The sequence below is a fragment of the Streptomyces inhibens genome (assembly GCF_022221585.1).
Taxonomy (GTDB): domain Bacteria; phylum Actinomycetota; class Actinomycetes; order Streptomycetales; family Streptomycetaceae; genus Streptomyces; species Streptomyces inhibens.
This window is the reverse complement of the sequence record NZ_CP084681.1, coordinates 3906813-3930277: the sequence shown is the minus strand read 5'-3', so window position 1 is coordinate 3930277 and position 23465 is coordinate 3906813. Positions and strand designations below refer to the sequence as shown.

Below are 23465 nucleotides of genomic sequence, written 5' to 3'. Positions count from 1 at the left end.
GTGGCGAGTTGGGTCTCCGAGGGGAGCGCGCTGCCCACGAGGTGCCGCCCGTCGACGATCGCCCGGCGCAGGGCCCGTTCCGTCATCACGCTTATGGGCTGCGGCTTCAATGTCGCCAGGGGTTTGTCCTGGGTCCATCTCGCGGTGGGTTCGCCGGGGCTTGTTGACGACGACTTGTTCATACGGGCGGAGCCTGGAAACGCGTCAGGGGCGGCCACCCGGTCCGGGTGGCCGCCCCTGACGCGTCATTGCGTCGGCCGCTCAGTTGCGCAGTGCCCCGTTCGGCAGCTCCACATGGGCGCCCAGTTCCACGAGCTTCTCCATGAAGTTCTCGTAGCCGCGGTTGATCAGGTCGATGCCGTGCACCCGGGAGGTGCCCTGCGCCGCCAGCGCCGCGATCAGGTACGAGAAGCCGCCGCGCAGGTCGGGGATGACCAGGTCGGCGCCCTGCAGCTTGGTGGGTCCCGAGACGACCGCGGAGTGCAGGAAGTTGCGCTGCCCGAAGCGGCAGGCGGAGCCGCCCAGGCACTCGCGGTAGAGCTGGATGTGCGCGCCCATCTGGTTCAGCGCCGAGGTGAAGCCGAGCCGGGACTCGTAGACCGTCTCGTGCACGATGGACAGGCCCGATGCCTGGGTCAGCGCGACGACCAGCGGCTGCTGCCAGTCGGTCTGGAAACCGGGGTGGACATCGGTCTCCAGGGCGATGGCGTTGAGCGAGCCGCCCGGGTGCCAGAAGCGGATGCCCTCGTCGTCGATCTCGAAGGCGCCGCCGACCCTGCGGAAGGTGTTGAGGAAGGTCATCATCGACCGCTGCTGCGCGCCGCGGACGTAGATGTTGCCCTCGGTGGCCAGCGCCGCGGACGCCCAGGAGGCGGCCTCCAGGCGGTCCGGGAGGGCGCGGTGGTTGTAGCCGTCGAGCCGGTCGACACCGGTGATCCGGATCGTCCGGTCGGTGTCCATGGAGATGATCGCGCCCATCTTCTGCAGTACGCAGATGAGGTCCTCGATCTCCGGCTCCACGGCGGCGTTCGACAGCTCGGTGACGCCCTCGGCCAGCACGGCGGTCAGCAGCACCTGCTCGGTCGAGCCGACCGACGGGTACGGCAGCCGGATCTTGGTGCCGCGCAGCCGCTGCGGGGCCTCCAGGTACTGCCCGTCGGCGCGCTTCTCGATGGTCGCACCGAACTGGCGCAGCACGTCGAAGTGGAAGTCCACCGGCCGGCCGCCGATGTCGCAGCCGCCCAGGCCCGGGATGAAGGCGTGGCCGAGGCGGTGCAGCAGCGGACCGCAGAACAGGATCGGGATCCGCGAGGAGCCGGCGTGGGCGTCGATGTCCGCGACGTTGGCGCTCTCCACGTGCGACGGGTCGAGGATCAGCTCGCCCGGCTCGTCACCGGGGCGCACGGTGACACCGTGCAGCTGCAGCAGCCCGCGCACCACGCGTACGTCGCGGATGTCGGGCACATTGCGCAGTCGGCTGGGGCCGCTGCCGAGCAGGGCGGCGACCATGGCCTTCGGCACAAGGTTCTTCGCACCGCGAACCCGGATCTCGCCCTCGAGCGGGGTGCCGCCGTGGACAAGCAGTACGTCGTCAGTAGAGACGGTCATGGATCTCGCGTTCCTGGAGACGGGCAGGGGCCAAGCAGAAATGGTAAGGGCGGCCGAGGGTGTGCCCGTAGGCCCCTGCACGCTCTGAGCATGTAATGGCTTTGTCACAACACGCTCGGCTACGATCCGCCTTTGATCTGTAATCGCTGTTTGGTGGTAAATGCCGCTGAATGTCTTGAATGGCCTATCCGGTGACGAGGTCGTGCGCCGGTGCTGCCGCCGTACGCCCTGCCCTGCTCTCGCACAGGTCCCGGCGTTGACTCCCCGCTTCGGGCAGAAGTGCGGGATCATGTGCCCATGACCGAGGTGTCCTCGCTCACAGGCCGGCTGCTCGTCGCGACGCCCGCGCTCGCCGATCCGAATTTCGACCGCGCGGTGGTGCTGCTCCTCGACCACGACGAGGAGGGCTCCCTCGGCGTGGTCCTGAACCGCCCCACGCCGGTCGGCGTCGCGGACATCCTCGCACCCTGGGCCGCCCTGGCCGGCGAGCCGGGGGTGGTCTTCCAGGGCGGTCCGGTCTCGCTGGACTCGGCGCTCGGAGTGGCCGTGGTGCCCGGCGGGCTGTCCGGTGAGGGCGGCGTCCCGCCGGTGGACGGCGGCGGATGGCCCGCCGGCGAGGGCGCGGAGACGGCCGGTGTACAGGCCGCGGACCGGGCGGGCGTGCAGTCGGGTGACGAGCCGCTGGGCTGGCGCAGGGTGCACGGTGCGATCGGACTGGTCGATCTGGAGGCCCCTCCGGAACTCCTCGCGGCGGTCCTCGGCAGCCTGCGGATCTTCGCCGGATATGCGGGCTGGGGGCCGGGTCAGCTGGAGGACGAGCTGATCGAGGGCGCCTGGTACGTCGTCGAGTCCGAGCCCGGCGATGTCTCCTCGCCCGATCCCGAGCAGCTGTGGCGCGCGGTGCTGCGGCGGCAGCGCAATGAGCTGGCGATGGTGGCCACGTATCCGGATGATCCGTCGCTGAACTGAACCCCGTACGGCGGCGGGCGCGGTGCCGAGTACTCCGCCGAAGACGCCATGGGTCCGCTGACCGGTGTATCGACGGGGTTGTCGAAGGGGTCGCGACGGGGTCGTCGAGGGGTTCGTTGAAGACTTCATTATTGTGACGGCTTCGTCATGGGGAACTGTCAGACCCCGTCGCTATGGTTCGAGATGACAGGGGACGGTGCGCGGTCGCGTCGGCGGGGCCGCGCTGGACGACGGGGGAGAGCGCCATGCACAGGCCGAGTGTGCCCGAGGATCTGGACCATCCGGAGCGGCTCTGGGCACGCGCCGCGACGCTGGCGGTGGTGGCGGCGGCCGTGGACGACTGGGACGAATACTCCTGGGGCAGCCATGGCTTGCAGTGCTGGAATGCGGGCGGCAGCTATTGGTGGCGGCTGCAGCTGTTCGAGGGCGGCCGCGCGTTGCTGTGCGGCCAGGACTCGGACGGCAGCTACACGCACGACGGGGGCGAGCAGATCGACTTCCTGGCCGGCGGTCCCGAGTGGCTGCCCTGGGAGCGGCTGCGGGACGACGCCGAGGGCAATCTCTTCGGGTTCGTCTACTGGTGGCAGGACGGCGCCTGGGCCCGCGCCCCGTATCCCGAGAAGATGCAGGACGACGGCCTGGAGATGGCGATGAACTGGGCCGCGCCCGGTGACGCCGCGATCGAGGAGATCGTCGAGGACCTCGTGGCCCGCACGGAGACGGAGGTCGACCCCGCGGCGGCGGTCCGCGCCTTCATCGCCGCCGCCGAGGCCCGCACGGTCGGCGCGCAGGACATCGCCGCGCTGCTGGACGCGGTCTGCGACCAGGACTCCTGGTACGAGGTCCGGCCGGAGGCCGCGCTGGCCTTCGCCGCGAAGCTGGGTGTGACGGCCGGGGACCGGGGCGGCGTGGCGGTGGCGTCGTAGGGGACGCCGCCGGCCGCCCGGGTGGTCGCGGACGCCGGGGCCGGCCCCGTACGCGCTGCCCTGGGCGGCCGCCGGGGTGGCGGCGGTGGGTCCTGCGCTTCACCCGGCGGTGGGCCGACGCTCCCGGGTTGCGGCGGGCGTGAGTACCCTTGGCTGTTATGAGCACTCTTGAGCCCGAGCGCGGGGCAGGTACGGGGACCCTCGTAGAGCCGACACCGCAGGTGTCGCACGGCGACGGCGACCACGAGCGCTTCGCCCACTATGTCCAGAAAGACAAGATCATGGCGAGCGCGCTCGACGGCACCCCCGTCGTGGCGCTGTGCGGCAAGGTCTGGGTCCCGGGTCGCGACCCGAAGAAGTACCCGGTCTGCCCCATGTGCAAGGAGATCTTCGAGTCCATGGGCGCCGGTGGCGACAAGGACAAGGGCGGCAAGGACGGCGGCAAGAAGTAGCGGCCGCGGGTCGTAGCGCCCAGCAGAACAGCAACCGCAGAAGCCGCATGATCCGGCCATTCGTCGTGCGGTAGCGGTCCCCCGCCTTGGGCACGGGCCCGGCTCCCTCGTGGAGCCGGGCCCGTCGTCGTTCCCGGAGCGGGGCGCCGCTATGTGTTCCGGGCGGGGCCGGTACGCGTTCCGGGGCGGGGTGGGCGGCCGACCGCCCTTTGTCCGGGCGCGCAACCGCCCTTGATCTCCTGGGAATTGTGCGGGTCCGGCTCTTCCGGGACGTCGACAACGCGCCCAAGTCTTCCTACTCGTACAGCGCCGACTGGTTTCGGGCCCGGTCGGCGCGGTGAAGGACTGACGGTATGCCGGACACAGACCTCCACACGGGGCCGGGCGGTGGCCTGATCCCGGCGCCGCTGAGCATCGACGGGCCCTACCGCTGCGCCGTCCGACTCGGCGAACGGACCGCGCTGGCGGCCGCGCCCGGCACCGAGGACACCGCGCACTGGCTGCGCGCCACCCTCGGCGCGGCCTTCGGCCTGCCACTGCCCCCCGGCTCCGCCGAGGCGACCGACACCCTCGCCCTCGCCCTCGATCCGGCCCTCCCCGCGGAGGGCTACCGGCTGGAGGCCGCTTCCCGTTGGGGCGTACGGATCGCCGGCGGCGGCCCGGCCGGTGTCTTCTGGGGAGCGCAGACACTGCGTCAGCTGCTCGGCCCGCACGCCTTCCGCCGGGCTCCGCTCGCACCGGGGCGCGCGGTCGTCCTGCCGCAGCTGACCATCGAGGACGGCCCCCGCTTCGCCTGGCGCGGCATGCTGCTCGACGTCGCACGCCACTTCCTGCCCAAGGACGGCGTGCTGCGCTGTCTCGACCTGCTGGCCGCCCACAAGCTCAATGTGCTGCACCTCCACCTCACCGACGACCAGGGCTGGCGTATCGAGATCGCGCGCTACCCGAAACTGACCGAGATCGGCGGCTGGCGGGAGCGCACCAAGCGCGGACACCGTGCCTCCCCGCTCTGGGACGAGCGCCCGCACGGCGGCTACTACACCCATGACGACATCCGCGAGATCGTCGCCTACGCCGCCCAGCGGCATATCACCGTCGTCCCCGAGATCGACATCCCCGGACACTCGCAGGCCGCCATCGCCGCGTACCCGGAACTCGGCAACACCGATGTCATCGACACCACCTCCCTGAAGGTCTGGGACACCTGGGGCGTCAACCCCAACGTACTGGCACCCACCGACAACACCCTGCGGTTCTACGAGCACGTCCTGGAGGAGGTCCTCGACCTGTTCCCCTCGCCGTTCGTCCACGTCGGCGGCGACGAATGCCCCAAGGAGCAGTGGCAGGCGTCCGCCACCGCCCAGGCACGGATCGCCGAACTGTCGCTGGCCGACGAGAACGAGCTGCAGAGCTGGTTCATCCGGCACTTCGACCGCTGGCTCGCCGACCGCGGCCGGCGGCTGATCGGCTGGGACGAAATCTTGGAGGGCGGACTGGCGGAGGGCGCCGCGGTCTCCTCCTGGCGTGGTTACGCGGGCGGGATCGCCGCGGCCAAATCCGGCCACGACGTCGTCATGTGCCCCGAACAGCAGGTCTATCTGGACCACCGTCAGCACGCCGCCCCGGACGAACCGGTGCCCATCGGCTACGTACGCACCCTGGAGGACGTCTACCGCTTCGAGCCGGTCCCACCGGAGTTGACGGCCGAACAGGCCACTCACGTCCTGGGCACCCAGGCCAACGCCTGGACCGAGGTCATGGACGATCAACAGCGCCTCGACTACCAGGTCTTCCCGCGGCTGGCGGCCTTCGCCGAGGTCGCCTGGTCGCGCCTGCCGGCGCCGGCCGAGCGCGACTACCAGGACTTCACCCGGCGGATGGCCGCCCACTACGCCCGCCTCGACGCGCTCGGCGTCGCCTACCGCCCGCCCGGCGGCCCCCGTCCCTGGCAGAAACGCCCCGGTGTGCTCGGACGCCCGATCGACGGGGCGCCCCCAAACGTGTGAGCCCCGGTGCAAGGTGGGCGCTCGTGCGGCCGGACCCTGGGACGGTGGTGGGTACGGCGGTTCCCTCCCCGCACCGCCGTACCGAGCACCGCCGTACCCACGGTGGGTGTCCCTCCGGACGCCCGCCGTACGCGCCTTGCCCGCGAGCCGCACCGAAGTCCCCGCTCACCGGCGGTGGCGGACGAATCCGGACCAGCACCCCTGTTCGGGACGGATCGTCGCTTCGTGGACCCTCGCGCCGACGGCCCGGGAAGATGTGCCAGAGTTGCCACGTCCGGGCAGTGAGCACGTACCGTACGGCGGAGCGGAACTGCCGGGACACCGGGGAAGGGGCAGCTGGCTTGACCACGCACGCACCGCAGGCGTCGCACACGGTGACGTTGCCGGCCTCGCTCGACGAGGCGGTGACGGCGCTCACCGCCATGCCCGCCGCCGTGCCCGTCGCGGGCGGCACCGATCTCATGGCGGCGGTCAACGCCGGACTCCTCAGACCCGCGGCCCTGGTGGGCCTCGGCCGGATCAGCGAGATCCGCGGCTGGCAGTACCTGGACGGCCATGCGCTGCTCGGCGCCGGCCTCACCCTCGCCCGTATGGGACGCCCCGACTTCGCCGCCCTGATCCCCGGCCTGGCCGCCGCCGCCCGCGCGGCCGGCCCGCCGCAGGTCCGCAACGCCGGCACCCTCGGCGGCAACATCGTGACCTCCGCACCCACGGGCGACACCCTCCCGGTGCTCGCCGCGCTGGAAGCCACGGTGATCATCGCCGGCCCCGCGGGCGGCCGCCGCGAGATCCCGGTCAGCCACCTCCTGGCCGGCCGGGAGATGCTGCACCCCGGCGAACTCGTCGGCTTCGTACGGGTGCCGCTGCTGCACGCCCCGCAGACCTTCCTCAAGGCCACCGGCCGCACCGGTCCCGGCCGGGCCATCGCCTCCGTGGCGCTGGTCCTGGACCCGGCCAGGCGCGGTGTGCGCTGCGCGGTGGGCGCGGTCGCCGCCATGCCGCTGCGCCCCCTGGAGGCCGAGCAGTGGGTGGCCTCGCTCATCGACTGGGACGGCGAACGCGGCCTGGTACCCGAGGCGCTGACGGCCTTCGGTGACTATGTCGCCGCCGCCTGCATCCCCGACCCGGCGCCGCCGGAGGACGGTTCGGAACCGGCGACCCTGCCGCCGGCCGCACTGCACCTGCGCCGTACCGTCGCAGCCCTGGCCCGCCGCGCTCTTGGGAGGGCGCTCTCGTGAGCAACCCAGACCACCGCAATCCGCAGCAGCCGTACCCCGATCAGGGGTGGCAGCCGCTGCCGCAGGGCGGCGAGTACGAGTCGGAGGCGACCGCCTTCGTCCAGCTTCCGGAGGGTTTCACCACCGGTGTCTACGGTGGCCGGACGCCCGGATACGCCACCCCGGGCGCCGACCCGCTCGCCGCGCCCGGCCACGGCTACACCCCGCCGGCCTCCTTCACCCCGCACACCGCCGCGCCGTCGGTCCCCGCCGCGGGCACCGACCCGGCGGCCACCGGCCAGTGGACGATGCCGTTCGCGGACCCCTCGGCCGGCTACGCGGACCCAGCGGCCGGATACCCCGCCCAGGGCGACCCGTCGGCCCACCAGGGCCCGTCCGCGATCTACCACCAGGGCGGCGCGCCCGAGTCGGCACGCCCCTGGGGCGGCGACCAGGTGGACTGGCCCGTCGCCGGCAGCGCGGAAGCGGGCGGCGGCGGAGCCTGGTCGGTCCCGGCCGCCGCGGACGACGGCCTTGAGGAGTCCGGCGAGTATCGGGTCGGCGACGACGGACTGACGGGGCATACGGGATTCACCGGCGGTCACCCGGGCCATTCCGGTCATCCGGGGCATCCGGGCCTTACGGGGCCGGGCGGCGCCGCCGCTTACCAGGGTGGCGGCTACCAGGGCGCCGGCGCGTACGACGGCTCCGGCAGCGTGGCGGACGCCGAGGAGGCCACCCACACCGGTCACTGGAACTTCACCGCCGGACTGAGCGCCACGAGCGGGGCGCAGGCACACGCCACAGGGGCCCAGGAGGCCCCGCACGGCGGTGCGACGGCCGATCCCTTCGGCGGCCCCGTGGGCGACCCGTACGCGCGCGAGAGCGGCTTCCCTGTCCATGGCGCCGAGCCGGGCGGCGAACTGCCCGGCGACGGTGGCCTGTCGGGCGGCGACCCGTACGGGACGGGCGCGGGCGGCTCGGACGACGCGGGCGCCGGTGCGACCGGGCACTGGTCGCTGCCGGCCGACGCGCTGGCCCAGTGGCCGCCGGCCCCGGAGGCGCAGCCGCAGGACGACGCCCCGCAGCAGCAGGCAGCGGCCGGCCCCGACGGGGTGGACGCGCCGGCAGGTGCGAGCGGGTGGACGATCCCGGTGGCCGAAGGGGAACGGCCGGAGGAGTCCGGGGAGTTCGCGATCGGCGACGCGGCCGGGCCCGCCTCGCCCGTTGCGCCCCTTGAGGTCTTGTCCGGTGGGCAGGGCGCCGACGGCGCCGCGGACGTCCCTGTGGACGCCGCCGAACCCGGCGTGCCCGCTGAGCGTGCCGAGCACGGAGGCGCCGTCGCGCACAGTGAGCCCGGCGTGCACAGTGAGCCCGGCGCGCCGGGTGGTCCCGGCGAGCCGACGGACCTCGACGGCCCCACCGGCACCGAGGTACGCGCCGACACGGCCGACAACGACAGCGACTCCGCCGGCGCCCCCGACGACGCTGCGGAGACCACCGGCGCTGCCGAGGTCGCCGGCGTCGAGGGCCCCGCCGACCTCGAACCGGCCATCGACGCGTCCGACGCCGACCCCGGCATCGACGCCTACGACGAACACCCCGCCTCCTCCTACGTCCTGCGGGTGAACGGCATCGACCGGCCGGTCACCGACGCCTGGATCGGCGAGTCGCTGCTCTACGTGCTGCGCGAGCGCCTCGGCCTGGCCGGCGCCAAGGACGGCTGCTCGCAGGGCGAGTGCGGGGCCTGCTCCGTCCAGGTGGACGGGCGGCTGGTGGCCTCCTGCCTGGTGCCCGCGGCCACCACGGCCGGCAGTGAGGTCCGTACGGTCGAGGGGCTCGCGCAGAACGGCGTGCCCTCCGACGTGCAGCGCGCGCTCGCCGCGTCCGGAGCGGTGCAGTGCGGCTTCTGCGTACCCGGAATGGCGATGACGGTGCACGACCTCCTGGAGGGCAACCACGCCCCCAGCGAGCTGGAGACCCGTAAGGCGCTGTGCGGCAACCTCTGCCGCTGCTCCGGCTACCGGGGCGTGCTGGACGCCGTCGACGAGGTCGTCAAGGCTCGCGCGCAGGCCGCGGAGGCCGCTTACGCCCAGGCGGACCACGCGGCCGACGACCCGGACGGGACGGCGCCGGCGGACACCGCCCGTATCCCCCACCAGGCGGGCCCTGCTGACCCCACGGGCCACGCCCCGCACGACCAGGATCCGCAAACGGGAGGCTCGGCATGACTGGCTCGTCCGATGGCACAGGTGCCGTCACCGCGACCCCCGCGGCGGGCGTCCAGATCCCCGTCGAGCCGCCGCCGCACGGCCTGGGCGTCTCGCTGCCGCCCGCCGACGCACCGGCGAAGACCGAGGGCACCTTCCCGTACGCCGCCGACCTGTGGGCCGAGGGGCTGCTGTGGGCGGCGGTGCTGCGCTCACCGCACCCGCGGGCGCGGATCCTGTCCATCGACACCAAGCACGCGGTGGAGATGCCGGGCGTACGCGTCGTCGTCACGCACGAGGACGTCCCCGGTGACGCGGGGCACGGCCGGGGCACCGCCGACCGCCCCGTATTCGCCAAGGACGAGGTCCGCCACCACGGCGAGCCGATCGCCGCGGTGGCCGCCGACCACCCCGACACCGCACGTCTCGCCGCCGCCGCCATCGCCGTCGAGTACGAGGTCCTGGAGGCCGTCACCGACCCCCAACTCGCCTTCGAGGCGGAGCCGTTGCACCCGGACGGCAACCTCATCCGGCACATCCCGCTCCGCTTCGGCGACGCCGACGTGGTCGGTGAGGTGATGGTCGAGGGGCTCTACCGGATCGGCCGCCAGGACCCGGCTCCCATCGGGGCCGAGGCCGGGCTCGCGGTGCCGCGCCCCGATGGCGGCGTGGAGATCTACACCGCCTCCACGGACCCGCACACCGACCGCGATCTGGCCGCCGCCTCCTTCGGCCTGGACCCCGAGCAGGTCAAGGTCGTGGTGACCGGTGTCCCCGGCGCCACCGCCGACCGCGAGGACCCCGGCATCCAGCTCGCGCTCGGCCTGCTGGCGCTGCGTACGGGCTGCCCCGTCAAGCTCGCCGCCACCCGTGAGGAGTCCTTCCTCTCGCACGCCCACCGCCACCCCACGCTGCTGCGCTACCGCCACCACGCGGACGCCGACGGCAAGCTGGTCAAGGTGGAGGCGCAGATCCTGATGGACGCCGGCGCCTACGCGGACACCTCCGCCGATGCGCTGGCCGCCGCGGTCTCCTTCTCCTGCGGCCCGTACGTCGTCCCGCACGCCGTCGTCGACGGCTGGGCGGTGCGCACCAACAACCCGCCGTCCGGCCATGTCCGCGGCGAGGGCGCCATGCAGGTCTGCGCCGCCTACGAGGGCCAGATGGACAAGCTGGCCGCCCGGTTGGGCATGGAGCCCGACGAGATCCGGCTGCGCAACATCATGGCCACTGGCGATCTGCTCCCCACGGGACAGACGGTGACCTGCCCGGCCCCGGTCGCCGAACTCCTGTGCGCCGTAAAGGAAGCGCCGCTTCCCGAGCTGCCCAAGGACGCCCCCGAAGCGGAGTGGCTGCTGCCGGGCGGCCCCGAGGGCGCGGGTGAGCCGGGCGCGGTGCGCCGTGGTGTCGGCTATGCGCTGGGCATGGTGCACATGCTCGGCGCGGAGGGCACCGACGAGGTCTCCACCGCCACCGTCAAGGTCAGCGGCTCGGTCGCCACCGTCATCTGCGCCGCCGTCGAGACCGGTTCCGGGTTCTCCACCCTGGCGCGGCAGATCGTGCAGGAGACGCTCGGCGTCGAAGAGGTGCATGTCGCCGGCGTCGACACCGACCAGCCGCCGGCCGGCCCGGCCTGCCACGGCCGGCACACCTGGGTCTCCGGTGGTGCCATCGAGCGCGCCGCGAAGATGGTCCGTACGCAGCTCCTCCAGCCGCTGGCCCACAAGTTCGGTATGTCCACCGAGCTGCTGCAGATCAACGACGGCAAGATCACCTCCTACGACGGGGTGCTCAGCACCACGGTCGCCGAGGCGCTGGACGGCAAGGAGCTCTGGGCCACCGCTCAGTGCCGCCCGCATCCGACCGAGCCGCTGGACGACGGCGGCCAGGGCGATGCGTTCGTCGGCCTCGCCTTCTGCGCGATCCGCTGCGTCGCCGATGTCGACATCGAGCTGGGCACCATCCGGGTCGTGGAGATGACCGTTGCCCAGGACGTGGGCCGGGTGCTCAACCCGCGCCAGCTGCGGGCCCGCATCGAGGCCGGTGTCACCCAGGGCCTGGGTGCCGCCCTGATGGAGAACCTGCGCACCACCCGGGGCCACGTCCGGCACCCCGACCTGACCGGCTACGCACTGCCGACCGCGCTGGACGCCCCGGACATCCGCATCGTCAAGCTCGTCGAGGAGCGCGATGTGATCGCCCCCTTCGGCGCCAAGCCCGCCAGCGCGGTCCCGGTCGTCACCTCCCCGGCCGCCGTGGCCTCCGCGGTCCGCGCCGCCACCGGCCGCCCCATCGGCCGCCTGCCCATCCGCCCGCAGGCGGCTGTGGCGCAGGTGGCGCAGGTGGCGCAGCAGTAGGGCGCGGTGGCGCCGGGGTAGGTTTTCCGCTCCGCCCGCAGGCGGCGGTGGCACAGCAGTAGGGCGCGGTGGCTCCGGGATAGTTTTTCTGCGGGGCATCCCTCGTTTTTCCGCCGCGCACACCCTTGTTGAATCCCTCCGCCCCCTGTTGTTTCCCCTCCGCCCTCCGCCCCCTGTTGTTTCCCCTCCGCCCTCCGCCCCCTGTTGTTTCCCCTCCGCCCACCCCCCCTTGTTGTTTCCCCTCCGCCCACCCCCCTTCGGGGGGTGGGCGGGTGTATGTGGCGGGTGTAGGTGCCGTCACCCGCCGTGCGCCTCGTCCACCGCGTGCGCCTCATCCACCGTCATGCGCCGCACCCAACGCGTGTGCCTTCATCCACCGCCGCGTGCCTCATCCACCGCGTGCGCCGCATCCACCGCGTGCGCCTCACCCACCCTCCGTCACGGAAATTGTCAGTGGCGTCACTTACAGTGATTTTCAGTGCGCGAGGGGGCGCCGCGGGAGGGGAGGGAAGTGGCCTGATGGGGGCAAAGTACTTGCGGTGGACGGGAATTGGAGGATCCTGGGGCGGCCGGAGTGAGAGCCGACCGGCCGTGGGGAGCGTGGGGAGCGCGAGGCCGAGGGGGAGCGGGATGCCGCAGGAATGGGCGGGGGAATCAGGACGGGACCGGGCCGTGGAGCGGTACGTCCAGGAGCTGTTGGTACGCAGGCCGGGAAGCCGGCCGGAGCTGGCTGCCACGCTGCTGCTGGGGCCGCGCGGCAGCGGCAAGACGACGGTGCTGCGGCATCTGGCGGACTGGGCCCGGCGGGCGCCGGTGGCGCGCCTCGATCTGGCGGCGCTGGGGCAGGAGGGCCGTAAACCGATCGATGTGCTGGCCGCGTTGGTCTTCCAGCTCAACGAGAAGAAGAAGGACTTCGCGCGGCTGCGGTTCCCCGCCTTCGGACTGCTGACGATCGCCGTCGCGGCCCGGATGGACGCGGCCGACCGGGACGCCGCCGTACGGCAGATGGAGGCGGCGCTGGTCGGGCCGCCCGGCAGCCGCTCGGAGGTCATCAACCAGCTGGCCACCTACGCCGCGACGGTCCTGGGCGCCCCGACGGCGGTGACCGCGGCGCTGCCCCTGCTGCCGGAGTGGCAGCGCCACTGGGCGCGGCTGCGGGTGCGCTGGCGGCTGGCGCGTATCGGGCGGCGCAGCCGTGGCGGCGGTTCCGTCGACGGCTTTCTGATCGACCTCAACCAGCGCTACGGCGACCGCGAGGAGGCCGAGCGGCAGCGGGCCGAGGCGGTGCTCTTCGACGCCTTCCTGGACGACCTGCGCCGGGCCTACGGCTCACGCGGTGGCGACAAGCGGCGTACGACGCAGTGTCTGGTGCTGCTGGACAACGTCGACAGTCCGCTGGGCAACAACTTCCTGAAAGCGCTGTTGGACGCCCGGAGGAAGGCCGGGGTGCCCGATCCGCTGCTGGTGCTGGCCACCGCCGGCAGCTATCCGGCGGCGCTGGAGGGCTTCACGTTCGGCGGCCCGTGGCGGCACGGCGCGCTGCCCGGCCGGTGGCCCGCGGGGGAGGAGAAGTTCGTCCCGGAGCGGGTCGTCAAGGGGCTGGTGGTGGGCCGGCTGCGCGACCTGGCCCGTGACGAGGTCGAGCAGCAGGCCAAGGAGGTGCTGCGGTCGGCCGGCCGCCGGGTGCCGGTGCCGGCGGCCGACAACGGTGTGCAGTGGCTGGGCTGGGTGGTGCATGAACTCACCCGCGGGCATCCGGCGGGCACCGCACAGCTGCTGGAAGCCCTTCTGGAGTGCCCGGGCGAGACCGGCTGGGAGGCACGGCTGCGGCAGGTCCTGCAGCCCTCTTCGGAGCTCGTCGAGGCCCTGCTGGAGCGGCTGTTGCCGATAGACGCGAGCGGTGAGCTGGCGCAGGCGCTGGCGCGTGCGGCGGCCGCCGTCGACCTCGCCCAGACGCAGGCCGGCCGGGCGCTGTGGGACGAGTCGAGCGCCCGCATCCAGGAGGAGTTCAACGACTTCTGCACGGACGTGCTGCGCACCATGCACCTCGACAGCGGCGACGAGGAGTCCGACGGCCGTACGGAGACGCCCCATCCGCTGCTGCGTTTCCTGTTGCTGCGGCGGCTCGCCGCGGTCCCCGAGCCTGCGCCCGACGCCGGGACAGGAGCGGCGGGGGCGGCAAACGGCGGTGGTGAGGGGGCGGCCGGCATCCGTGGGCGGAGTGCGGTGCATGCCGCTCTGCGGGACCGCGCGAGCGCCGCCGGGGACGAGAGCGCCGCGGCCTATCACGCGCTGGCCGGCGGCGATCTGGCCGCGGCGGCCGCCTATCTGGACGACGTCTTCGACCGGATCACGCCCGAGGAGTGGTGCGCCGAGCTGTGCCGGCTGCGCCGCGCCCCGCTCGCCGAGGTGGGCGGGGCCCTCGACCAGCCGCTGTGGGAGCGCTACGAACGGCTGGTGGACCACCTCAACGACGGTGCCGTGGAACAGCGGCTGCGGACCATCACCCGGCTGCTCGCCGCGGTCTGGATCGGTCCCGAGCCGCCCGACGACCCCCGTACGGACCGGGTCGGCGATCCGTATCGCGATCCCCTCGGCGATCCCGGCGCCGAGCTGTACGGCGAGATACAGGCCCGCTTCCACACCCTCGCGGTGCACGCCGACACCGTGCCCTGGACCGCCGCGCTGCTGCGGAAGGCGAAGCAGTACGGAAAGGAGCCGTGGCTGTGAGCGCGCGCATCTTCGAACCGCCCAGACCGCCGCGGCGCTGGGGGCTGTGGATCGTCTCGGCGCTGGTCGTGGTGGTGGTCCTGGTCGGCGCCGCCGTACGGATCATCGATACGGCCGGACGGTGCGGGGACGGCGTCCGCGAGGCGACCGGGGGCGAGTGTGTGGGCGTCACGGACGGTGCGTACACCTTCGAGAACATGCACGGTCTGAGTGCCAAGATCCACACCGAGAACGACAATGTCGCCAAGTCCGGTGCGCCGTCGGTCGCCATCGCCTATATCGAGGCCATGTCGGGCGGCTCCACGGACCGCGGACCGGAGGCCACCCGGCAGGCCGTCAGCGGTGCCTACCTCGCCCAGCGCGCGCTGAACGCCGAACGCTCGACACTGCCCAAGATCCGGCTGCTGCTCGCCAACACGGGCGGCGGCGACCGCCATTGGAGCCAGGTCGTCGACCAGCTCATCGCGATGAAGGACAAGGAACACCTCGTCGCGGTGGCCGGCTTCGGGCAGAGCAACGACCGGACGACGAACGCCGTGAAGCGGCTGCGCGCCGCCGGACTGCCGATGGTCGGCGCGACCGTGGCGGCCGACGGACTGAGCTCCCCGACGGCCGGCTTCTACCGGGTCTCCTTCCCCAACCGCGACCAGACCGCGGCCGCCGCCGGCTACCTCAAGGAGCAGCAGCGGACCCACCCCGGCTACCGCGTCCAGGTCATCAGGGACGGCAACGAGAAGGACGACTACAACACCTCCCTCTACGAGGACTTCTCCGCGGCGGCGCGGCGCGCGGGCCTGGACGTCGACGACGAGGTCATACCGTTCCGCTCCGGCGAGGGCGAGGAGGCCACGGCGGGCAATGCGCTGGCCCTGGTCGCCGACAAGGTCTGCGACGACCCGAAGCCGCCCGACGCGGTGTACTTCGCCGGCCGTGGCCGGGAGCTGCGCCGGTTCATCGAAGCGGCCGGTGAGGGCGGCCGGCACTGCCGTACGACGGTGCTCTCCGGCTCCAGCGCACTGGGCGTCTACTTCGACACCGGGGGCGACCGGCACCGCGCCGAGCTCGCCAAGCTCGCCCAGCGCTGGAAATACAGCCGACTGACCGTCTACTACACGGCCTTCACGCACCCGGAGATATCCAAGGAGGTCTACGGCAAGGGCAAGAACGGCCCGTTCGCCGACTTCGAGCGCGCCTACCGCGACGAGGTCGGCGGACCCACCACCGCCCTCGCCAGCGGCCAGGCGATGCTCGGCCATGACGCCACGTACACCATCGGCAAGGCCGCCCGGACCGCCGTCGGCGTCTACGGCACCCGCCAGGTCACCGCCCGTATGGTCCTGGCCATGCTGGAGCAGACCAACGGCCGGTCCCGGGTCCGTGGCATCAGCGGCTATATCGCCTTCGACCCCGACACGGGTGAGCCGGTGGACCGCCCGCTGGCTCTGGTGGAGCTCCGCCACCCGACGGACACGGGCGAGGCCGGGGACATCTACCGCTTCGTGGCCCCCTTGCACACCGACCGGTGAGGGGCGGGCGCGCGAGGCTCAGCCGCTGTAGAGCAGGAAGGCGTAGAAGCAGGGGAGGGGGCAGGCCAGGGCACCGAGCACGGCGAGGCGGTGCGGGAGCGGAAGCCGGCGGAAACCGGGGACGTAGAGCAGCGACACCAGCCCGGCGATCACCAGTACGGCCCAGAAGCCGAGCTTGAGCACGTCGCCGAGCAGCTCGGTCCCGGAGTACCCGGAGGCCAGGCCCCAGACGCCCACCATGGCAAAGACGACGGCGAGCAGCGCGAGCGCAAGCCCCGTGATCGCCCACAGAAGCGCGGCGGCCACGATCGCGAACGTGTGGCCCGGCTTCGTGGGCGCGACGGGAGCGAGGGGCATGCCGGGTGCGACAGGTGCGCCGGGTGCGACGAACGGGTGGCCGGGAGTGCAGGCCGGCCCGTACTGCGGGTTGGTCATACGCCCATCATCGGCAGGCGAGCGGCGCGGCGGCTGAGTACTCGTGCTCAACCGGCGGGCGCCGGTACTCAGCAGGCGTCGGTAATCAGCAGGTCCGGCCGGGCAGCGAGCGCGCCCGGAGGCGGTCCCCACGGGTGTTGGGGCCGCCTCCAGGCACATCGCGCGGTGATCACGCCGTCCCTCACACGGCCGTCACGCCGCCAACGGGCGCAGCACGGGGACGTGCTGTGTATCGAGGCCGTGGCGGGATTCGAACCCACGTAACTCGCTTTGCAGGCGAGCCCCTGAACCACTCGGGCACACGGCCGGGTTGCGGTGCGTTCCCGACTCTAGGCCGAGCGGTGGGGGGCCCGGCAAGGGTGCGGGGCGGGCTGCCATGAAGCTGCAACACGGGGCAACGCGAGGTACATGAATGCTCCCGTGGTGCTGCTGGGCCGGGGCTGCTGGTCAGGAGTCCGGCGGGGTGCCCTCGGCGTCCGCGCGTGGCCGCCGGTACAACCCGCGCGTCACGGGCGGCCGGGCTCAGCCCGCGTGCAGGAACTCCTCCACCACCGGACCGAACAGCTCCGGTTCGTCCACCCACGGATAGTGGCCCACCTCGTGCAGCGGCCGCACCCGCGCGTCCGGGAACGACGCGGCCACCAGCTCGCCCGCCCGCATACCGCACACCGCGTCCCGGTCTCCGGTCACCACCAGCACCGGGCAGTCCACCGCACGCAGCCCGGCCAGCAGCGCCAGCCGCGTCTGCTCGTCCACGCCCTGCCAGAACCCGGCCCGCGGCACCGGCCCCAACTGCGCGCCCTCCGCGGCGGCATGGGCCCGCTGTGCCTCCTCCCACCGCCCGTAGCCGAGCGGCGCCGCGGCGAACAGCAGGTCCCGCACCTCGCTCAGATCGGACGCCTCCATCAGCTGCTGCACTGCCACCGAGGCCTCCGGCCACCACTCCTCGTGGGCCCGCGACTCGAAGATCTCCCGTGCGTCGTCCGGGAGTTCGCCCTGCAGCCGGGAGCCGGGGCAGACCAGCACCAGCCGGGTCAGCCGCTGCGGACGGCCCGCCGCGTACGCCTGCGCGACCGCGGCCCCCGCGTTGTGCGCCAGCAGCGCGAACCGCTCCAGGCCCAGATGCGCGCGGAGCGCCTCCAGATCCTCGGCGAGCTGCGGAAAGGCGTACCGGGACGGATCGTCGGCGGCGGGCGAGGCGCCGGTGCCCCGGCTGTCCGGAATGATCAGCTGCCGGTGCGCCGCCATGCCGCCGAGGTCGCCCAGATAGGCGGCGTCCCGCCCGGGTCCGCCGGCCAGGCACACCAGGGGCGGCAGCGGCGAGTCGGCCGGGCCGAGCACGCGGTAGTGAAGCTCGGCGTCGTCATACGTACGGAAGTGCGGCATACGGTTCAGCATGCCCGACGCGGACCGCTCGCCCGGCGCGCGGCGGAGGAGGGGGCGCGCGCCGGTGCGGGCCGACGACGTAGGACCGACGACCGACCCGATCCCCGTCTCCCGACAGGGGCGCAGCCGCCCTACGGCTCTTACGCTGGCCCGATGACCGCTGACCGCCCCCATGGCACGGACGCCGGCGCCGACGTCGGTTCCGGCGCCGATGTCGGTTCCGGTGTCGATGTCGGTTCCGGCGCCGATGTCGCCATTGACGCCGACAGCGCCTACGTCGCCACCGTCACCGAAATCGACGCCGACGCCGGCACCACCCCCGCCACCGACACCGAAATCGACGCCCTCGCCCTCGCCCACGCCACCACCCCCGACACCGACGGCGTCCTGAGCCGGACCCACCGCGCCCTGACCCTCGGCATCATCTCGGTCGTCTCGCTCGTCGCCTTCGAGGCCAGCGCCGTGAACACCGCGATGCCGGTCGCCGCCCGCGCCCTGGACGGCATCGGCAGCTACGCCTTCGCCTTCTCCGCCTTCTTCACCGCGAGCCTGTTCGCGATGGCGCTCTCGGGCGAGTGGAGCGACCGGCGTGGTCCGCTGGCCCCGCTGTTCACCGGGATCGCCGCGTTCGGGGCGGGGCTGCTGATCGCGGGCGGCGCCCGGAACATGGGGATGTTCATCGCGGGCCGCGGGGTGCAGGGCATCGGCGGCGGGCTGGTGGTGGTCTCGCTGTATGTCGTCGTCGGCCGGGCCTACCCCGAGCGGCTGCGCCCGTCGATCATGGCGTCGTTCTCGGCGGCCTGGGTGGTGCCGGTGATCGTCGGTCCGCTGGTCGCCGGCACCGTCACCGAACAGCTCGGCTGGCGCTGGGTCTTCCTCTCCATCCCCGTGCTGATACTGCTGCCGCTCGCGGTGATGCTGCCGGCGCTGCGCAAGCTGCCGCGTACACAGCCGGGTGCGCGCGCCGGAGTGCGGCACGTCCTGGGCAGCCGGCGCTGTCTGCTCGCACTGGCCGTCGCCGTGGGCGCATGTCTGGTGCAGTACGCGGGCCAGCACCCGACCTGGCTCGCGCTGCTGCCCGCGGCCGCCGGACTGGCCCTGCTGGTGCCGGGCATCGTGCGGCTGCTGCCCCGTGGCACGTTCCGGGCGGCGCGCGGCCTGCCGACCGTCGTGCTCATGCGCGGCCTGGCCGCCGGGGCGATGGTCGCCGCCGAGAGCTTCATCCCGCTGATGCTGGTCGCCCAGCGCGGACTGTCCGCCACCCTCGCCGGCCTCTCCCTCACCGGCGGCGGACTGACCTGGGCGCTCGGCTCGTACGTCCAGAGCCGGCCGCGCCTTGCGCCGTACCGGGAGCGGCTGATGGGCCTGGGCATGGTCCTGCTCGCGGCGGCCATCGTCATGGTGCCGCTGGCCCTGATCGACGGGGTGCCGGCCGGGATCGTGGCGGTGGCCTGGACGGTCGGTGGCTTCGGCATGGGCCTGAACATCTCCAGCGGCGGCGTGCTGCTGCTGAAGCTGTCCCGCCCCGAGGAGGCCGGCAGCAACTCCGCGTCCCTACAGATGTCGGATGCGTTGGGGAATGTGACTTTTGTCAGTATCGGCGGTGTGCTGTTCGTCGCCTTCGGCGGCGGTTCGATCGCGGCGAACGGCCCGGCGGCCACCACTGCCGCCGCCTCGGCGAGCCATCCGGCGGCCTTCACGGCCGTGTTCGCGGCGATGGCGGTGGTCGCTGCGGTCGGCGCGGGGGTGGCGGGCCGGTTGCGTCCCAAGGGGGCGTGAGGCCGGGTGCCGTGCATCGTGCCCGGCGGTCGAGGGCTCCGCACGACGTGATGTGATGTGACCTCAGTCCCACCCTCGGGTGACCCGGCGCTGTAACCCCGGAGCGTGAACCGGCGCACCGGTAGGCTGACGCGGTTGCCGATCGCCGAGTTCAGCCGACGGAGACCGTGACTACCACCACCAGCGCCACCAACAACCATCACCTGTCCCCGGCCTTTCCGGGGCGGGCCCCTTGGGGTACCGCGAACAAGCTGCGTGCCTGGCAGCAGGCGGCCATGGACCGCTATATCCAGACCCAGCCGAGAGACTTCCTCGCCGTCGCGACGCCGGGAGCCGGCAAGACGACGTTCGCGCTCACGCTCGCCTCGTGGCTGCTGCACCACCACGTCGTGCAGCAGGTGACGGTCGTCGCACCGACCGAGCATCTGAAGAAGCAGTGGGCGGAGGCCGCGGCCCGGATAGGCATCAAGCTCGACCCGGAGTACAGCGCGGGGCCACTGGGCCGCGAGTACCACGGCGTCGCGATCACCTATGCCGGTGTGGGCGTCCGGCCGATGCTGCACCGCAACCGGATCGAGCAGCGCAAGACGCTCGTGATCCTCGACGAGATCCACCACGCCGGTGACTCGAAGTCGTGGGGCGAGGCGTGTCTGGAGGCTTTCGAGCCGGCCACCCGGCGGCTGGCGCTCACCGGTACGCCCTTCCGGTCCGACACCAACCCGATTCCGTTCGTGACGTACGAGGAGGGCAACGACGGGATCCGGCGGTCCTCGGCCGACTACACCTACGGATACGGGAACGCGCTGGGCGACGGCGTCGTGCGCCCGGTCATCTTCCTCTCCTACAGCGGCAATATGCGCTGGCGGACGAAGGCCGGCGACGAGATCGCGGCCCGGCTCGGCGAGCCGATGACCAAGGACGCGATCTCGCAGGCCTGGCGTACGGCGCTGGATCCGCGCGGCGACTGGATGCCGAATGTGCTGCGCGCCGCCGATCAGCGGCTGACCGAGGTCCGTAAGTCCATCCCGGACGCCGGGGCGCTGGTGATCGCCTCCGACCAGGAGCAGGCGCGCGCGTACGCCAAGCTGATCCGGGAGATCACCGGGCAGGGCGCCACCCTCGTGCTGTCCGACGACTCCGGCGCCTCGCAGCGCATCGACGACTTCTCGTACTCACAGGACCGCTGGATGGTCGCGGTGCGGATGGTGTCCGAGGGCGTCGACGTGCCGCGGCTGGCGGTGGGGGTGTACGCCACGACGATCTCCACGCCGCTGTTCTTCGCACAGGCCGTGGGCCGTTTCGTGCGGTCCCGCAAGCGCGGCGAGACGGCCTCGGTGTTCCTGCCCACCGTCCCGATGCTGCTCGGCTTCGCCAATGAGATGGAGGTCGAGCGCGATCATGTGCTCGACAAGCCGAAGAAGGACGGGGAGGAAGACCCCTACGCCGAATCCGAGAAGGAGATGGAGGAGGCGAACAAGGAGCAGGACGAGGACACCGGGGAGCAGGAGCAGTTCTCGTTCGAGGCGCTGGAGTCCGAGGCGGTCTTCGACCGGGTGCTCTACGACGGTGCCGAGTTCGGTATGCAGGCGCACGCGGGCAGCGAGGAGGAGCAGGACTACCTCGGTATCCCCGGGCTGCTGGAGCCGGACCAGGTGCAGATGCTGCTGCAGAAGCGGCAGGCCCGGCAGATCGCGCACAGCAGGAAGAAGCCGGACTCCGAGGCGGACCTGCTGGAGATGCCGGCCGAGCGGCGGCCCGTGGTCACGCACAAGGAGCTGCTGGAGCTCAGGAAGCAGCTGAACACGCTGGTGGGGGCGTATGTCCACCAGAGCGGAAAGCCGCATGGCGTGATCCACACCGAGCTGCGGCGGGTGTGCGGCGGACCGCCGAGCGCGGAGGCCACCGCCGGGCAGCTGAACGAGCGGATCAAGAAGGTACGGGAGTGGGCCACCCGGATGCGGTGAGGTGAGCCCGTCGACGCGTCAGGTGGCGCTCCGCTTTTGGCGGGGCGCCACCTGTCTCATGTTCGCCCGTTCCCGTCACGGCGGGGTAACGCCATAGCCCTCGCTGAAGCGCAAGTTGACGCCATTGAGTGGACCAATGGGGATATTCCGGGCGCGAAAGACCGGATTCTGGACGGACTCTTCCGCTGACCGGACTGGCTCGCTACTGTCCCGGTCACGCACACGCCCCGTGGCAGCGCCGCCGCGGAGCGCAGCCGGTGCCATGCGGCCGGCGGCCTCTAGCGCGCGCTGCTCCGGGACTCGCAGCGCGTCGCGTCCGAGTGCCGCCACTCACCCAGGAGGGGCGTCGTGACCGCAGAGACCTCCCAGACACTCGACCGAGGGCTGCGCGTCCTCAAACTTCTCGCCGACACCGACCACGGGCTGACCGTCACCGAGCTGTCCAACAAGCTCGGTGTCAACCGCACCGTCGTCTACCGTCTGCTGGCGACGCTGGAACAGCACGCCCTGGTGCGCCGCGACACCGGTGGCCGGGCCAGGGTCGGCCTGGGGGTGCTGCGCCTGGGCCGTCAGGTGCATCCGCTGGTCAGAGAGGCCGCACTGCCCGCGCTGCGCTCGCTCGCCGAGGACGTGGGGGCCACCGCGCATCTCACCCTCGTCGACGGCACGGAGGCACTGGCCGTCGCCGTCGTGGAGCCGACCTGGACCGACTACCACGTGGCCTACCGGGCCGGTTTCCGCCATCCGCTGGACCGCGGGGCCGCCGGACGGGCGATCCTCAAGGCCCGGCAGGGCCGCACCCAGGACGCCGGACTCGCCCTGACGCACGGGGAGTTGGAGGCCGGCGCGAGCGGGGCCGCGGCACCGCTGCTCGGGGTGAGCGGCATCGAGGGCAGCGTGGGCGTGGTGATGCTCGCGGACACGGTCTCGGAGCGGATCGGGCCGCGGGTGGTCGACGCGGCCCGGGAGGTGTCCGAGGCGCTGCGGTGAGGCCTGGGGCCGATGGGGCCGTCGCCGTGCGGTGAGGCCCCGGGGTGTGAAGGGGCCGTGGCCGTGCGGTGAGGTCGCAGCGCCGTAAGGCCCTGGTGAGGCGGGGGTCAATTAGGGTGGCGGGGTGTCTTCACGCGCTCGTGCCCTGGCGGTCTGCACCGCCCTCGTCCTCGCCCTCCTCGTCACCGTGGCCCTCGCCCCGCTGCCGTATTCGGTGGCATACCCGGGCATGACGGCGAACGTCCTCGGCGAGGACAAGGGCAAACCGGTGATCACCATCACCGGTGCCGAGACCCGCAGGACGAGCGGCGAGCTGCGGATGACCTCGATCGTCGCCACCGGCCCGGACGCCTCCGTCCGTCTGCCGGACATCGTCCGGGGCTGGTTCCATACCGATGAGGCCGTGATGCCGCGGGAGGCGGTCTACCCGGTGGGCAACAACACCGAGGAGATCGCCGAGCACAACGCGAAGCAGATGAAGGAGTCCCAGGACACCGCCACCGCGGCCGCGCTCGGGCAGCTCAACAAGTCCGAGAAGGACATCAAGGTCAAGCTGAGCCTCGCGGATGTCGGCGGGCCGAGCGCCGGGCTGATGTTCGCCCTGGGCATCGTCGACAAGCTGGACGGTGACGGCGCGGGCCACGACCTGACCGGCGGCCGGACCATCGCCGGCACCGGCACCATCAGCGCCGGCGGCAAGGTCGGCGCGGTCGGCGGGGTCCCGCTCAAGACGCAGGCCGCGCGCCGCGACGGTGCCTCGGTCTTCCTCGTGCCCCGTAAGGAGTGCGCGGATGCCCGGGCGGAGCTGCCGAACGGGATGCGGCTGATCCCGGTCTCGACGCTCGACGGCGCGGTGGACGCCCTGAAGGCGCTGCGCACCGGGGGCAAGGTCCCCAGCTGCTGAGAGCCG

At 72.6% G+C, this 23465-nt stretch carries 16 protein-coding genes, 1 tRNA gene and 1 pseudogene; 13 read left to right on the top strand and 5 right to left on the bottom strand.

Translation table 11 applies throughout. The annotated features are described in order from the left end of the window. Positions 1-17: 17 nt before the first annotated feature. Both KI385_RS17975 and murA read right to left on the bottom strand, forming a co-directional pair. Positions 18-86 (bottom strand): annotated as a pseudogene (locus KI385_RS17975) (hypothetical protein); the annotation flags it as partial. Positions 87-261: 175 nt separating this feature from the next. Continuing rightward, complete coding sequence (murA, locus tag KI385_RS17970; RefSeq protein WP_128510977.1) at positions 262-1608, bottom strand: UDP-N-acetylglucosamine 1-carboxyvinyltransferase; 1347 nt, start codon at positions 1606-1608, stop codon at positions 262-264. Positions 1609-1905: 297 nt separating this feature from the next. Between murA and KI385_RS17965 the strand changes: the two genes are divergently transcribed. From KI385_RS17965 to KI385_RS17925, 9 genes are all read left to right on the top strand, one after another. Continuing rightward, on the top strand, positions 1906-2577 hold the full coding sequence (locus KI385_RS17965) for a YqgE/AlgH family protein (protein WP_238573200.1): 672 nt from the start codon (positions 1906-1908) through the stop codon (positions 2575-2577). A 245-nt stretch (positions 2578-2822) separates the two neighbouring features. Continuing rightward, positions 2823-3503 carry a hypothetical protein gene (locus tag KI385_RS17960; RefSeq protein ID WP_238573199.1) on the top strand — a complete coding sequence of 227 codons (681 nt, stop codon included), beginning with the start codon at positions 2823-2825 and terminating at the stop codon, positions 3501-3503. Between the two features lie 158 nt (positions 3504-3661). Beyond that, entirely contained in the window at positions 3662-3955 is a 294-nt protein-coding gene (locus tag KI385_RS17955; RefSeq protein WP_026169910.1) for a DUF3039 domain-containing protein, read from the top strand. Positions 3956-4308: 353 nt separating this feature from the next. After that, the gene (locus tag KI385_RS17950; RefSeq protein ID WP_238573198.1) at positions 4309-5961 is read left to right on the top strand and encodes a beta-N-acetylhexosaminidase; all 1653 of its coding nucleotides are present in this window, start codon (positions 4309-4311) and stop codon (positions 5959-5961) included. 341 nt (positions 5962-6302) lie between these two features. After that, complete coding sequence (locus tag KI385_RS17945) at positions 6303-7199, top strand: FAD binding domain-containing protein (protein ID WP_238573197.1); 897 nt, start codon at positions 6303-6305, stop codon at positions 7197-7199. After that, complete coding sequence (locus tag KI385_RS17940) at positions 7196-9409, top strand: 2Fe-2S iron-sulfur cluster-binding protein (RefSeq protein WP_238573196.1); 2214 nt, start codon at positions 7196-7198, stop codon at positions 9407-9409. The genes KI385_RS17945 and KI385_RS17940 overlap by 4 nt, the downstream gene beginning before the upstream one ends. Further along, positions 9406-11745, top strand: a complete 2340-nt coding sequence (locus tag KI385_RS17935) for a xanthine dehydrogenase family protein molybdopterin-binding subunit (protein ID WP_238573195.1) — start codon at positions 9406-9408, stop codon at positions 11743-11745. The genes KI385_RS17940 and KI385_RS17935 overlap by 4 nt, the downstream gene beginning before the upstream one ends. Before the next feature lie 630 nt (positions 11746-12375). After that, on the top strand, positions 12376-14475 hold the full coding sequence (locus KI385_RS17930; RefSeq protein WP_238573194.1) for an ATP-binding protein: 2100 nt from the start codon (positions 12376-12378) through the stop codon (positions 14473-14475). Further along, positions 14472-16001 carry an ABC transporter substrate-binding protein gene (locus tag KI385_RS17925; RefSeq protein ID WP_238573193.1) on the top strand — a complete coding sequence of 510 codons (1530 nt, stop codon included), beginning with the start codon at positions 14472-14474 and terminating at the stop codon, positions 15999-16001. The genes KI385_RS17930 and KI385_RS17925 overlap by 4 nt, the downstream gene beginning before the upstream one ends. 18 nt (positions 16002-16019) lie before the next feature. On the opposite strand, the gene KI385_RS17920 is transcribed toward KI385_RS17925, so the two are convergent. The 3 genes from KI385_RS17920 to KI385_RS17910 all read right to left on the bottom strand — a co-directional run bounded on the left by KI385_RS17920 (position 16020) and on the right by KI385_RS17910 (position 17822). Beyond that, complete coding sequence (locus KI385_RS17920) at positions 16020-16436, bottom strand: hypothetical protein (RefSeq protein WP_238573192.1); 417 nt, start codon at positions 16434-16436, stop codon at positions 16020-16022. 235 nt (positions 16437-16671) lie between these two features. After that, a tRNA-Cys gene (locus tag KI385_RS17915) sits at positions 16672-16743 on the bottom strand. Between the two features lie 215 nt (positions 16744-16958). Continuing rightward, the gene (locus tag KI385_RS17910) at positions 16959-17822 is read right to left on the bottom strand and encodes an alpha/beta fold hydrolase (protein WP_238577729.1); all 864 of its coding nucleotides are present in this window, start codon (positions 17820-17822) and stop codon (positions 16959-16961) included. A gap of 153 nt (positions 17823-17975) precedes the next feature. Here KI385_RS17910 and KI385_RS17905 point away from each other — a divergent pair, with 153 nt between their 5' ends. From KI385_RS17905 to KI385_RS17890, 4 genes are all read left to right on the top strand, one after another. Further along, entirely contained in the window at positions 17976-19601 is a 1626-nt protein-coding gene (locus KI385_RS17905) for an MFS transporter (protein ID WP_238573191.1), read from the top strand. Between the two features lie 167 nt (positions 19602-19768). After that, positions 19769-21565, top strand: coding sequence for a DEAD/DEAH box helicase (locus tag KI385_RS17900; RefSeq protein ID WP_238573190.1), 1797 nt, complete (start codon positions 19769-19771; stop codon positions 21563-21565). 348 nt (positions 21566-21913) lie between these two features. Next, positions 21914-22555 carry an IclR family transcriptional regulator gene (locus KI385_RS17895; RefSeq protein WP_128508503.1) on the top strand — a complete coding sequence of 214 codons (642 nt, stop codon included), beginning with the start codon at positions 21914-21916 and terminating at the stop codon, positions 22553-22555. 124 nt (positions 22556-22679) lie between these two features. Continuing rightward, on the top strand, positions 22680-23459 hold the full coding sequence (locus KI385_RS17890) for a S16 family serine protease (RefSeq protein WP_238573189.1): 780 nt from the start codon (positions 22680-22682) through the stop codon (positions 23457-23459). Positions 23460-23465 lie beyond the last annotated feature (6 nt).

Coding starts and splice junctions, on each gene's coding strand:
- KI385_RS17930 (WP_238573194.1), top strand. CDS start 12,376: ATGCCGCAGGAATGGGCGGGGGAATCAGGACGGGACCGGGCCGTGGAG.
- KI385_RS17905 (WP_238573191.1), top strand. CDS start 17,976: ATGACCGCTGACCGCCCCCATGGCACGGACGCCGGCGCCGACGTCGGT.
- KI385_RS17965 (WP_238573200.1), top strand. CDS start 1,906: ATGACCGAGGTGTCCTCGCTCACAGGCCGGCTGCTCGTCGCGACGCCC.
- KI385_RS17920 (WP_238573192.1), bottom strand. CDS start 16,436: ATGACCAACCCGCAGTACGGGCCGGCCTGCACTCCCGGCCACCCGTTC.
- KI385_RS17955 (WP_026169910.1), top strand. CDS start 3,662: ATGAGCACTCTTGAGCCCGAGCGCGGGGCAGGTACGGGGACCCTCGTA.
- murA (WP_128510977.1), bottom strand. CDS start 1,608: ATGACCGTCTCTACTGACGACGTACTGCTTGTCCACGGCGGCACCCCG.
- KI385_RS17910 (WP_238577729.1), bottom strand. CDS start 17,822: ATGCCGCACTTCCGTACGTATGACGACGCCGAGCTTCACTACCGCGTG.
- KI385_RS17960 (WP_238573199.1), top strand. CDS start 2,823: ATGCACAGGCCGAGTGTGCCCGAGGATCTGGACCATCCGGAGCGGCTC.
- KI385_RS17950 (WP_238573198.1), top strand. CDS start 4,309: ATGCCGGACACAGACCTCCACACGGGGCCGGGCGGTGGCCTGATCCCG.
- KI385_RS17935 (WP_238573195.1), top strand. CDS start 9,406: ATGACTGGCTCGTCCGATGGCACAGGTGCCGTCACCGCGACCCCCGCG.